10 protein-coding genes and 4 tRNA genes are annotated in these 12,278 nt (G+C 42.2%); 5 read left to right on the forward strand and 9 right to left on the reverse strand.

Annotated elements, in window-relative coordinates:
- Positions 1–12: 12 nt before the first annotated feature.
- The 4 genes from HLH16_RS05690 (at position 13) to HLH16_RS05705 (ending at position 4,998) form a co-directional block, all read left to right on the forward strand.
- Positions 13–1,077 (forward strand): microcin C ABC transporter permease YejB, encoded by a 1,065-nt coding sequence (locus HLH16_RS05690; protein WP_171528606.1) that lies wholly within the window; start codon positions 13–15, stop codon positions 1,075–1,077.
- A complete protein-coding gene (locus HLH16_RS05695) occupies positions 1,077–2,090 on the forward strand; it encodes an ABC transporter permease (protein ID WP_171528607.1) in 1,014 nt (337 codons plus the stop codon). Before HLH16_RS05690 ends, HLH16_RS05695 begins: the two co-directional genes overlap by 1 nt.
- Positions 2,065–3,654: an ABC transporter ATP-binding protein gene (locus tag HLH16_RS05700; protein WP_171528608.1), complete on the forward strand. Its 1,590-nt coding sequence runs from the start codon at positions 2,065–2,067 to the stop codon at positions 3,652–3,654. Before HLH16_RS05695 ends, HLH16_RS05700 begins: the two co-directional genes overlap by 26 nt.
- 99 nt (positions 3,655–3,753) lie before the next feature.
- On the forward strand, positions 3,754–4,998 hold the full coding sequence (locus tag HLH16_RS05705) for an NADH:flavin oxidoreductase/NADH oxidase family protein (protein WP_171528609.1): 1,245 nt from the start codon (positions 3,754–3,756) through the stop codon (positions 4,996–4,998).
- Between the two features lie 234 nt (positions 4,999–5,232).
- On the opposite strand, the gene HLH16_RS05710 is transcribed toward HLH16_RS05705, so the two are convergent.
- The 9 genes from HLH16_RS05710 to pyrC form a co-directional block, all read right to left on the reverse strand.
- Positions 5,233–5,308: transfer RNA gene (locus HLH16_RS05710), tRNA-Glu, on the reverse strand.
- A 12-nt stretch (positions 5,309–5,320) separates the two neighbouring features.
- Positions 5,321–5,396, reverse strand: a tRNA-Glu gene (locus HLH16_RS05715).
- 127 nt (positions 5,397–5,523) lie between these two features.
- The gene (locus HLH16_RS05720) at positions 5,524–6,417 is read right to left on the reverse strand and encodes a hypothetical protein (RefSeq protein ID WP_171528610.1); all 894 of its coding nucleotides are present in this window, start codon (positions 6,415–6,417) and stop codon (positions 5,524–5,526) included.
- 80 nt (positions 6,418–6,497) lie between these two features.
- Complete coding sequence (locus HLH16_RS05725) at positions 6,498–7,916, reverse strand: amino acid permease (protein WP_131286588.1); 1,419 nt, start codon at positions 7,914–7,916, stop codon at positions 6,498–6,500.
- Positions 7,917–8,028: 112 nt separating this feature from the next.
- Positions 8,029–8,104, reverse strand: a tRNA-Glu gene (locus tag HLH16_RS05730).
- A gap of 404 nt (positions 8,105–8,508) precedes the next feature.
- On the reverse strand, positions 8,509–8,673 hold the full coding sequence (locus tag HLH16_RS05735; RefSeq protein WP_171528611.1) for a hypothetical protein: 165 nt from the start codon (positions 8,671–8,673) through the stop codon (positions 8,509–8,511).
- A gap of 396 nt (positions 8,674–9,069) precedes the next feature.
- Positions 9,070–9,145 (reverse strand) — tRNA-Glu (locus tag HLH16_RS05740).
- Positions 9,146–9,165: 20 nt separating this feature from the next.
- On the reverse strand, positions 9,166–9,825 hold the full coding sequence (gene rnt / locus HLH16_RS05745; RefSeq protein ID WP_131286586.1) for a ribonuclease T: 660 nt from the start codon (positions 9,823–9,825) through the stop codon (positions 9,166–9,168).
- On the reverse strand, positions 9,810–10,844 hold the full coding sequence (pyrC, locus tag HLH16_RS05750) for a dihydroorotase (protein ID WP_171528612.1): 1,035 nt from the start codon (positions 10,842–10,844) through the stop codon (positions 9,810–9,812). The genes rnt and pyrC overlap by 16 nt, the downstream gene beginning before the upstream one ends.
- A gap of 154 nt (positions 10,845–10,998) precedes the next feature.
- On the opposite strand from pyrC, the gene HLH16_RS05755 reads away from it, so the two are divergent.
- Positions 10,999–12,258, forward strand: coding sequence for a diguanylate cyclase (locus tag HLH16_RS05755; RefSeq protein WP_171528613.1), 1,260 nt, complete (start codon positions 10,999–11,001; stop codon positions 12,256–12,258).
- Positions 12,259–12,278: the final 20 nt, after the last annotated feature.

The following is a 12,278-nucleotide window of genomic DNA, read 5'->3' on the forward strand; positions in this document are numbered from 1 at the left end:
AACGTCGTTTCGATGGGCATATATATACTAAAAAGACTGCTGCTGATTATTCCAACACTGTTTTTCATTTTATTGATTAACTTTGTGGTCATTCAAATTGCACCCGGAGGTCCAGTCGAGCAAGCCATTCAACAGGCAGAAGCTTTTCAGGGACTAGGTGCAACTGGTGGTGAAACCGCGACGGCCAAAAGCAATTATCAGGGCGCAAAAGGCTTGAGCGAAGAAATGGTCAAGAAGATCAAAGCACAATATGGTTTTGATCAACCTGCAACTGAACGCTTCTGGATGATGCTGAAAAGTTATGTGACTTTCGATTTTGGCACCAGTTTTTTTAAAGATAAGCCTGTGACCCAACTGCTGTGGGAAAAAATGCCGGTATCCTTGTCATTAGGACTATGGAGCACTTTGCTGATTTATCTGGTCTCGATTCCTTTAGGCATTAAAAAAGCCCGCCAACATGGCATGTTGTTTGATAAATCTACTTCCATGTTGCTGGCTGTTGGTTATGCCGTACCTTCTTTTGTCTTTGCAGTTTTGCTGATTGTGTTCTTTGCTGGTGGTTCCTATTTTCAGTGGTTCCCGCTACAGGGACTGGTTTCAGAAAACTTTAGTGAACTGAGTGTATTGGGGAAAATTAAAGATTATTTTTGGCATATGACTTTGCCTTTGCTGGCGATGGTGATTGGCGGTTTTGCCGGACTGACCTATCTCACTAAGTATTCCTTTATGGAAGAGTTAAACAAGCAGTATGTCTTGGCGGCGCGTTCTAAAGGCTTAACCGAATCGCGGGTGCTCTATGGTCATGTCTTTCGTAATGCCATGCTGATTGTGATTGCCGGTTTGCCTGAAGCTCTGATTGGAATTTTCTTTGTTGGCAACCTGTTTATTGAAATCATCTTTAATCTGGATGGTCTGGGACTGCTTGGTTTTGAAGCCATTCAACAGCGTGATTATCCGGTGATTTTCGGAACCTTGTTCCTGTTTACCTTGCTGGGTTTGATTCTGCGTTTAATCAGTGATGTGTTGTATCAGGTGATTGACCCGCGTATTAATTTTGATTCGCGAGGTGCTGAATAATGTCACCTTTAATGCATGCACGCCTGAAACGCTTTCAGGAAAATAAGCTCGGTTTTGCCTGTTTAATTGTTTTCACTGTCATTTTTGTGTTGTCGCTGGCTTCTGAATTGATTGCCAATGATAAACCGCTGCTAGTGAAATATGATCATTCACTCTATGTACCCGTTTTAAAATCCTATCCGGAAACCACTTTTGGCGGTGTCTTTGAAACCGAAGCCGATTATAAAGATCCGGTGGTACAGCAACTGATCAATGAAAAAGGCTGGGCAGTCTGGCCGCTGATCAAATATTCCTACCAAACGCCTAATCTGGAACTGGCGGTTCCGGTACCTTCTGCACCGACTTCCCAAAACTGGTTAGGCACGGATGATCAGGGGCGTGATGTGTTGGCACGTATACTCTATGGTTTGCGCGTATCGCTATTGTTTGGTTTTGCATTAACCATTGCTTCGGCCATTCTTGGAATCGCTGTAGGGGCGATTCAGGGCTATTATGGTGGATGGATTGATCTGCTCGGTCAGCGCATCCTGGAAGTGTGGGGCGGTTTACCGATGCTATTCATGGTGATGATTCTGGTCAGCATGTTTACTCCCAATGTGTACTGGCTGTTTCTGATTATGCTGTTATTCGGCTGGACGACCTTGGTGGGTCTGGTGCGCGCAGAATTTTTAAAGGCACGCAATCTGGATTATGTCCGGGCTGCGCGCAGTCTGGGTGTGGAAGATCGAACCATTATGTCGCGTCATATCTTGCCGAATGCCATGAGTTCCAGTTTGTCGCAGTTACCGTTTATGTTAACCGCCAATATCACCGCGCTGACTGCATTGGATTTCTTGGGTTATGGTTTACCACCGGATGCGGCATCTTTGGGTGAATTATTATTACAAGGTAAATCCAACCTGAATTCACCGTGGTTGGCACTCTCTGGCTTCTTTACCTTGGCGATTGTCCTATCTTTATTGATTTATATTGGGGAGGCGACACGCGATGCATTCGATCCAAGACGCCAATAATCCACAAGCGGTATTAACTGTAGAACATCTTAATATTCAGCATCAACAACAGGTTTTGGTGGATGACCTGAACTTTAAGCTGCATGCAGGTGAAACCATTGCCATTGTCGGTGAAAGTGGTTCCGGTAAATCGATTAGTAGTCTGGCTGTGTTGGGGCTTTTACCGAGCACCTTAAAAATAAAAGGTCAGGCTTGGCTCGGGCAGCAAGATCTGTTGTCGCTTAAAACTGAACAACTGCAAAAAAATCGTGGCCATAAAATTGCCATGATTTTCCAGGAACCGATGACGGCTTTAAATCCCTTGCATCGGGTCGAGAAAATTATCGGCGAAACTTTATTGCTGCAAGGTTGGTCTAAACAAAAGACTCAAGCACGTATTATCGAATTGCTGCAAGATGTTGGTATTACAGACCCGGAAGATAAATTACGCCGTTATCCACATGAGCTTTCCGGTGGACAGCGGCAACGGGTGATGATCGCCATGGCATTGGCCTTGGATCCGGACATTCTGATTGCTGATGAGCCAACCACAGCTTTGGATGTCACTTTACAGGCGCAAATCTTGCATCTGCTTAAATCATTACAGCAAAGCCGAAAGATGGCGATGATTCTGATCAGTCATGACTTGAATCTGGTGCGTCGCTATGCCGATCAGGTGATTGTGATGAACAAAGGCATGGTGGAAGAACAGGGCAGTGTTGCGGAAATTTTTAAAAACCCGAAACAAGCCTATACTCGCAATTTACTGAATCATGATTTTGGTGAAGCCATTCAAATTGCAGAAGCTCCCAATCTATTGGCTTTACACAAGGTCGCGGTGAAGTTTCCAATCAAGCAAGGATTGTTAAATCGGGTCAAAGACTACTTTGTGGCAGTAGAGCCTTTGGATTTACAGTTGGCACAAGGTGAATCCATTGGCATCGTCGGCGAAAGTGGTTCGGGCAAAAGCTCACTGGCTTTGGCGATTACCCGCTTGATTAAAAGTGACGGTGAAATTGTTCTGCTTGGCACAGATTTAAACCAGTGCAATGAAAAGCAGTTACGCCCGTTGCGTGCCGAATTTCAGATTGTATTTCAAGACCCATTTAGCAGTTTAAATCCACGCTTGAATGTTGAACAAACCATTGGTGAAGGATTGGGCTTAAAAAAACTGTCAATCGCAGAAATATCACAGCGGATTGATGAAGCTCTGGAAAAGGTCGAATTGCCGATCAGCTTTAGAACGCGTTATCCGCATGAACTTTCGGGTGGACAGCGTCAGCGTGTCGCATTGGCACGTGCACTGGTATTACGACCGAAGTTACTGATACTTGATGAACCGACCTCGGCACTGGATCGCACCACGCAACGGGCGATTGTGAAACTGTTAAGACGATTACAGCAGGAACATCAGATCAGTTATTTGTTTATCAGCCATGATTTACAGGTGGTTAAAGCCCTGTGTCAGAAAGTGCTGGTGTTACGTCATGCACAGGTGATGGAATTTCAAAGCACTGAACAGCTGTTTTTAAATCCACAAACTGAATATACCCGGCAACTGATCGAAGCCAGTCAGTACGTTTAAATTTACTGACACGTTATATTGTCAGAATAGTCATTGACGGATTGCAGAATAAGTTTAGGGTATTAAAGCTAAATAATACAAATAAATCAGGATTGAAATATGAGCCATCTTGCTGAAGCGACCACGATTCGAAATACCCCCTTTAAAAATAGAATTATCAAAGCTGCGATGAGTGAAGCCTTGGCAAATGATGCCGGTCAGCCGAGCCAGTTACATTTTAATCTCTATGAAGCCTGGGCCAAAGGTGGATTGGGCTGTGCCATTAGCGGTAATGTGATGGTGGATTTCCGCGCCAAAAATGAACCAGGCGTGGTCGTGATTGAATCAGAGCGTGATTTGGCTCAGTTGAAACAATGGGCAGATGTCGGTAAACAATATGGCATGGTGCAACTGATTCAATTGTCTCATCCGGGGCGTCAGTGTCCTAAAGGCTTAAACAAGGAAACCGTTGCACCTTCAGCGGTGCCTTTTAGCCCGATGCTTGCCACCACTTTTGGTACTCCGCGTGAATTACGTGAAGATGAAATCCTTGACATTATCCAGCGTTTTGCCACTTCTGCCCAAATCTGTGAAAAAGCCGGTTTTGAAGGCGTGCAATTACATGGTGCGCATGGTTATCTCATCAGTCAGTTTTTATCGCCCTTGACCAATAAACGTCAGGATCAATGGGGTGGCCCGATTGAAAATCGCATGCGCTTCCTGTTGGAAATTTATAAAGCGGTACGTGCGGTCACTTCGGATCAATTTATCATTTCAGTCAAACTCAATTCAGCTGATTTCCAACGTGGTGGCATTACTGAAGATGAAGTGGTTGTAGTCTTTAAAGCAATTGATGCAGCAGGAATCGATCTGATCGAGATTTCTGGTGGTACTTATGAAGCCCCTGCAATGGCGGGTGCTAAAGCAGATAAACGTAAAGTCAGTACCATTGCTCGTGAAGCCTATTTCCTTGATTTTGCCGAGCAGATTCGTCAACAGGTGAAATGCCATTTAATGGTGACAGGAGGCTTTCGTACGGTTGCAGGGATGAATGCGGCACTGGACAGTGGCGCATGTGATTTTATTGGGATCGCCCGTCCATTGGCAGTGGAAACGGATTTAACCGATCGACTGATTGCTGGGCATGATGTGCGTTACGCAGTGGATAAAATTAAAACCGGTATCCCGATGGTCGATAAAATGGCGATTATGGAAATTATCTGGTATGCCGCGCAGTTTAAAGATATTGCGCAAGGCAAACGTCCAAATCCGAAACTGTCACCGCTGAAAGTTTTCTTTAAGTATGCCAAAGGCAATATTACTGCAATGATTAAAGGACGGATTAATTCACGTCGTAGTGCATAGCTTTTATTACCACGCTTTAGCTCAATAAGATTGAAAAACTCTATAGCAGACCATTGTGCTTTCTCTAATATAGCTTGAAAGGCGGGTCTGCTTTTTATATGTAGATATTTTGAGAGATTATTATTTTTCAAATTAAAAGATAGAAGGCTATTTTAGATTTAATGGTGTTAAAAAACAAAAAAGCCTGATTCATGATGATCAGGCTTTTTTGTTGAGATTTTTCAATCTCGAATATGGCGACCCTACGGGGATTCGAACCCCGGTTACCGCCGTGAAAGGGCGATGTCCTAGGCCTCTAGACGATAGGGTCATCTATATGAATTGGCGTCCCCACGGGGATTCGAACCCCGGTTACCGCCGTGAAAGGGCGATGTCCTAGGCCTCTAGACGATGGGGACGTTTCAGAGGTGGGCGTATAATAGGGTGGATATGATACCCTGTCAAACCTTTTTCAGCGATAATCTTTAAAAACCCAGTCAAGTGAATAAAAATAAAACAAATATGTGAAATATACTTTGAAATGCTCTATTTTTTACACGCTAAGACATCCACGATGCTTTTGATGACAGCGGGATGTTGTAAATAGCCGGTAATACTGTGGGGATTATGAATGAGCGTCGTAATCATTTGGTTAATAATGGGGGGATCAAAATCAAAAGGGGGTTCGGATAAGGGGAAAGCTGTTAAAAAGTCTTCAGGTGAATAGAAGTTGTACCAATCGCCTTGGAGCTGGGGTGGTCTGGAAATAGGGGGGATGAGTTTTTCCTGGATGACTTTAAATGCCAGGGGGGAACCTAATGTAATAAAGCGCTGGATTCTAAAATTTGTGAATTGATGCAGCAGGTTGTAAGTAATCACAGACCCTAATGAATGCGCCACGATAATGTGATCTGGTTCCGGATGAAGGTAAGACATGATTCTGTGATGAACTTCATGCATAAAATCAGGATTGGAGAGGTATAAGTAAGTTTCGATTAGAAATTTATGAATTAGGGTTTCATGCAATTTGGGATAATGATTTAGGAACAGGGATAATTCCCTGAATGCATGGTCTTTGGTGAGTGCCGAAATAACAGATAAGCGCTGAGTAAACGATTCAGAGTGTTCTGGATTAAATGTAGGCAATGCATGGATGCAAGGTTGATGTTCTTGGACAATACAGCTGCTCTGTCCCAAGTGAAAGGGAAGATGCAGGTGTGAGATTGATTTTGGTAAAAATGTTTCTAAGTCCAAGCTGTTATATAAGTGATGTTTGCTGAGTAAATCACCATAAAAGGGAAACCGGATCTCCAGAGATTTTAGGTCAATATCGAGATGTGAATGATTTAAACCGGACTGAAATGCAGTTAACCAATGTTGTTTTAATGAAGCTTGATCATAATTCTGTTGATTCATACCGTGAATAAAAATGATTTTCATGCCGGATCAGATTTTTATAGATGTCATTGTCTTTATTTAGCTTAAAAAAAAGAGTGGTACTTGACCACTCTTTTTATGTGTTAGTTTTGCTTTCGATAGAAAACATAGTAACTGAGATAACACGCTGCAATAAAGATTAAACAGCCGATAAAGCCCGGTAGCATTTCAGGGTCAGTTGCCATACTGATACAGGTAATAAAACAGAATACAAAACCTAAGATCGGCACAATTGGAAACAGGGGTGCGGCAAAGCCCAATTCTTTTGCAGTATGACCTGCTTTATACCACTGACGGCGGAAATTGAACTGGCTCAAGCAAATGCTCATCCAAACCACAACCATGGTAAATGCAGCCACACCTAGCAAGTTTTTGAAGATGGTTTCAGGTGCAAACTGTTCTGACAGTAAACCCGGTAAGGCACCTAGCATGGTAACCATAATCGCGATAAATGGAATGCCGCGATGGTTCACTTTGGAGAATACAGCCGGTAATTGTTTTTTGTCAGATAAAGACCACATCATACGTGAAGCGGCATATAAACCGGAGTTGGCTGCTGACAAAAGCGCAGTGATAATCACAAAGCGAATAATATCTTCTGCATGCGGAATACCAATATAGGTAAATACCGTCACGAATGGACTGCTACTGACACCTTCAGCACCTAATCCTGCCATCTGATGTGGCAACAGCGCACTAATCACCACAATGGTACCGACAAAGAAGATTAATAATCGCCAGATCGCGGCATTGATGGCTTTAGGGACATTTTTGGCTGGGTCTTTGGTTTCACCGGCAGCAACACCAATCAGTTCTGTACCCGAGAAGGCAAAGTTCACAATCAGCATGGTTGCAAAAATAGGAAACAAGCCTTGAGGGAACCAGCCTTGAGCGGTCAGGTTGCTGAATAAAGGCGCAGAGGTGTGACCTTGGAAAGAGAGAATCCCGAAGATCGCCAATAAGCCTAGAATAATGAAGCTAATCACGGTCACGACTTTGACCAAGGATAGCCAAAATTCAGATTCAGCAAAGAGTTTGGTTGAACTCATATTGAGTCCAAAAACAATCGCTGCAAAAACAATAGTCCAGATCCAGACCGAAATTTGCGGAAACCATTCCTGCATCAGCAAGGCTGCGGCAGTAAATTCGGTTCCCAGGGTGGCGGTCCAGGTGAGCCAATATAGCCAGGTAACCATATAGCCCGTACCCGGACCAATGTATCTGCGTGCATACGTACCAAAAGAACCCGATTCGGGCATATGCACCGCAAGTTCGCCCAAGCAAAGCATTACAGCATAGGCAATTAAACCGCCTAATACATAGGAGATGATGGCACCTACAGGCCCCGTTTGTGCAATGACTTCACCCGAACCTAAAAATAAACCTGTTCCGATTGCGCCACCAAGCGAAATCATAACCAGATGTCGAGTACTCATAGCGCGTTTTAAAGGCGCAGAATTGCCCTGATGCGAAGCATCATTCGGAGTATGAGATGACTGCATAAGAGAAAAATAAAAAAAGAAATGAAGCGAGCTATTGTAGTGAAAAACTACAAATCTGCAATGCAATAATGAGAAGTATTGAAGCTTGAATGATCGTATAGCACGATATATATGGCGACCCTACGGGGATTCGAACCCCGGTTACCGCCGTGAAAGGGCGATGTCCTAGGCCTCTAGACGATAGGGTCGTTAGGAGGTGATGCGTATATTATGGATTTTTAATGGGGCTGTCAAACCTGTAATTGCATTATTTTTAAAATATTGAATTGATTGCATAAAAAATGACAAATCGACATAAAAAAAGTGCAGTTTAAAACTGCACTTCATTCAGAAATAAACCGGTATCGATTGCACTACCCAAGGAGAGCATAATGAGATGACGTTTGGTCATGGCTCTTTTTAACGAGCTGATTTGCCCCTCAGCAGCTGAATGCTGCGAAGGTTGTATAGGAGATTGCATAATTTAGAAAAAGAGTTGAAAGAATTATTTTAATTGTTGATTGGGTGAATATTCACATAAATCGTTTTTCTGACTCATTGCTAAATCTAATAAGAAAACTAGATGAATCAAAAGAACAACTTAAACCATCCTCTAATGATCTGGGGTCTGGTATTTTTGCGATTGTTCTTGTGCAGGTGCTTGTTTAGGTGCTGTAGAAGAGGATTCTTGGGCATGCTCTGCATCTTTGCTGGCAAGATAAATATATACAGCCGAAGGGAGCAGAATCATTAAAACAATAAAAACTTTTTTCAACATAATCGAGGCAGTATTGATGGGGAGGCGGTAACGTTAGCATGCAAACTGACATAAAAAAAGAGCACCGACCTGCTCAGGAGTTAAACTTTTAAGATTGGAACTTAAAAGTAAGATCAGTCATAAATTGACGACCGATTTCAGAACTAATGTTTCATCATTATTTACACGTTATGCCAGTTTTTCACACTATTGACTATCCGCTTGAATATGCCAGTCAAGTTTTTAGCAATTGGAATATGGCTTCGGGAATTAAAATAAAATGAAAGCTATTTTAATCAAATATTTTAATAGAAATTAAAATAATCCATAGCATAGATAGGGTATTAAGCAATATAGCGAAATCTAAAGAATAGAATGCTTTTAAGAAATTGGATTAAAGCGAGGATAAATAATAGATGGCGTCCCTACGGGGATTCGAACCCCGGTTACCGCCGTGAAAGGGCGATGTCCTAGGCCTCTAGACGATAGGGACGTTTAGAAGATGGCGGTATCTTATTGATCCGCCACCAGAGTGTCAAGTAGGTGAGGTGCGAGTTTGTTCAAAATATAGCAAAACAGTTCCGCAGTCTTTTGAGTATCGTATAAAGCAGAGTGTGCTTCCTTACCATCGAACTCAATCCCAGCGTGAATACATGATTTTGCCAGTACGGTTTGACCAAACATGACTGCACTCAAGGTCACGGTATCGAACACCGAAAAACTGTGGAATGGATTTTGATTTTTAGTTCCGGTACGCGCAATGGCTGCTTGTACAAAACCGAGATCGAAATGCGCATTATGACCGACTAAAACTGCATGGGTACAATTCTGCTGGCGACGAACTTCATTTACAGATTTAAAAATACGTTTTAAGGCACTTTTTTCATCTTCAGCCATGGCCATACGCATCGGATTAAATGGATCAACCCCAATAAAATCGAGTGAGCGACGGTCTAAGTTAGCCCCTTCAAAAGGATTGATATGTGCGTGATGGGCTTCGCCTGGCACAAATAGACCTTCTTCATTATAGATGATCGGGATTGCTGCAATTTCCAATAAGGCATCGGTCTGTGAGTTAAAACCTGCTGTCTCGACATCGACAACAACAGGTAAAAATCCACGGAAACGCTGACCAATTATTGGTTGGGTTTCATCTGTCACACTTTTCTCCATTGGATGGTATTACCCGCATATAGGGGGATAATTTTTTCACCATCCAAGTAGTCTAAACTTGTCGGAATAACTTGCTCTTCTTTAACCAAAGTAATGGTGTTGGTATTACGCGGCAGACCATAGAAGTCAGCACCGAAGTGGCTGGCAAAACCTTCCAGACGGTCAATTTTACCGACTTGGTCAAAAGCTTGAGCATATAATTCAATTGCGGTAGGCGCACTATAGCAACCCGCACAGCCACATGCATTTTCTTTGGCATTTTTTGAATGCGGTGCGCTGTCTGTACCCAGGAAAAATTTAGGATTCGAGCTGGTCGCCACTTCAAGTAAAGTTTGCTGATGAGTTTGACGTTTCAAAATCGGCAAACAATAGAAGTGCGGCTTCACGCCACCCACAAGCATATCATTACGATTAAACAATAAATGCTGCGGGGTAATGGTCGCAGCAACATTGCGGTCTTGTTCGAGTACAAAATGCGCAGCTTCACTGGTGGTGATATGTTCTAGTATCAGTTTAAGCTTAGGGAACTGTTTTAAGAGCGGAGAAAGGACTTCATCCAGGAAGCGTTTTTCACGATCGAAAATATCAACATGGTTATGAGTGACTTCACCATGAAGCAGTAAAGGGACTTGATGCTCTTCAAGCTGTTCGATTACAGCATAAACTTTACGAATATCGCTGACACCATTGTCTGAATTTGTGGTTGCACCAGCAGGGTATAGCTTGATGGCATTGACATGTTCAGATTCTTTTATTTTTTTAACTTCGTCAGGTTGGGTGAAGTCTGTAAAGTAAAGCACCATACGTGGATCAAATGAAACACCTTCAGGTACATGTGCCAAAATACGTTCACGATAAGCAATCGCTTCTTCAACTGTTTTCACAGGGGGAACAGTGTTTGGCATACAGATTGCGCGTGCAAACTGGTTGGCTAAATCGGGAACCGTACGTTTTAAAGCAAGACCATCACGAAGGTGAGCATGCCAATCATCTGGCTGGAGAAGAGTGATTGTATTCAAGGCCATTTCAATCAAAGAAATAAAACAAATGATAATCTATAAAGTGTGAAAATGGTAACGAGAATTAAAGACAAATGGCGATATATATTTAAATATTAATAATAAAATTGTGTTACTTTTAAGTAACTAAAAAATAACTACATAATGCTTGCGAATGGAATACAAGTATAATCTGGCTAAATTACAGTACGATAAAGAAAAAGTAGAAGAACTGATTACGCAGCAAAGTCGCCGTGTAGGGCAAGTTTTTCCAAAAAAATTAGAACAGGAATTTTGGTCTAAAAATTTAGAACGCGCGCGTAAACATATTGAAAAATACCTCTGGGGAGGTGTTTTAAGCTATTTTGTTTTTATGGTGGTCATGATTCCAAGTGACTACTGGATTATCGACCAGCAATATTTCGTCCATGATTTCGTGCAAACCATGTTGGCACTGGTGAACGGTGGTTTATGTTTACTGGCTTTATTTTTCTTTGCTTATTTCCCTAAACTGCGTCCATATTTTGCCCATGCTGCGATGGTGGTTAAATTTTGGGCCATTGTTTCCATGTCATGGTTGACCGTGACGGTTGAAACGGTTGCGCTACAGCATCAAGCCATGGCTATCTTATGTATTATTTATATTCTTGGCTATATTCTTACTGGGGTAAAACCATTTCACATGTTGATGACAGGCCTGTCAGCAGCAATGTTCACCATTGTATTATTTTTAGGGTTGCATGTTGCTTTTGATGCGATGGTGCTGGGGCGTATTCTTACTGGCAGCTGTGTACTGGGTTATGTCATTAGTCATATGATTTTTGCACGTGAACGGATGATTTATTTGTATTCGATGCGAGCCAGGATTAGTGAAAAAATTCACCGCATTCATAATTCAGAATTACTGCATTTGAGTCAGAATGATCAACTGACGAAAATTTCAAATCGTCGTACTTTCGATGAAATGATGGAAGTTTTTTATCAGCAAACTCGTCTAGACCACACTTCTTTATCCATTTTGTTTATAGATGTGGATTTTTTTAAAAACTATAATGATTTTTACGGTCATCAAAAAGGTGATGATGTTATTTTTTCCATTGCTAAATCCATTAAAGGCGCCATTCGGCATATGGATTTTGTTGCGCGTTATGGTGGCGAAGAATTTGTGGTGTTATTGCCTGAGACCGATGCACATGGTGCCTATGCAGTTGCATCGAATATTTTTAAGGCAGTAGAGCGTCTGGAAATTCCACATGCCAAATCATCGGTGTCGAGCTATATCACGATTAGTTTGGGGATTGCAGTTTATCGTGGGGAAAATGAACTAAGCAAAGAAGAAGTACTTAAGATTGCCGATCAGGCTTTATATCGGGCTAAACAACTGGGGCGAAACCAGATTTATTATCAATCTATTCGTGCGTCAAATATTGCTTAAAGACCCAAAATTCAGCCATA

It is taken from the genome of Acinetobacter sp. ANC 5378, from assembly GCF_013004315.1.
Classification (GTDB): Bacteria; Pseudomonadota; Gammaproteobacteria; order Pseudomonadales; family Moraxellaceae; genus Acinetobacter.

Coding starts and splice junctions, on each gene's coding strand:
- HLH16_RS05690 (WP_171528606.1), top strand. CDS start 13: ATGGGCATATATATACTAAAAAGACTGCTGCTGATTATTCCAACACTG.
- HLH16_RS05695 (WP_171528607.1), top strand. CDS start 1,077: ATGTCACCTTTAATGCATGCACGCCTGAAACGCTTTCAGGAAAATAAG.
- HLH16_RS05700 (WP_171528608.1), top strand. CDS start 2,065: ATGCATTCGATCCAAGACGCCAATAATCCACAAGCGGTATTAACTGTA.
- HLH16_RS05705 (WP_171528609.1), top strand. CDS start 3,754: ATGAGCCATCTTGCTGAAGCGACCACGATTCGAAATACCCCCTTTAAA.
- HLH16_RS05720 (WP_171528610.1), bottom strand. CDS start 6,417: ATGAAAATCATTTTTATTCACGGTATGAATCAACAGAATTATGATCAA.
- HLH16_RS05725 (WP_131286588.1), bottom strand. CDS start 7,916: ATGCAGTCATCTCATACTCCGAATGATGCTTCGCATCAGGGCAATTCT.
- HLH16_RS05735 (WP_171528611.1), bottom strand. CDS start 8,673: ATGTTGAAAAAAGTTTTTATTGTTTTAATGATTCTGCTCCCTTCGGCT.
- rnt (WP_131286586.1), bottom strand. CDS start 9,825: ATGGAGAAAAGTGTGACAGATGAAACCCAACCAATAATTGGTCAGCGT.
- HLH16_RS05755 (WP_171528613.1), top strand. CDS start 10,999: ATGGAATACAAGTATAATCTGGCTAAATTACAGTACGATAAAGAAAAA.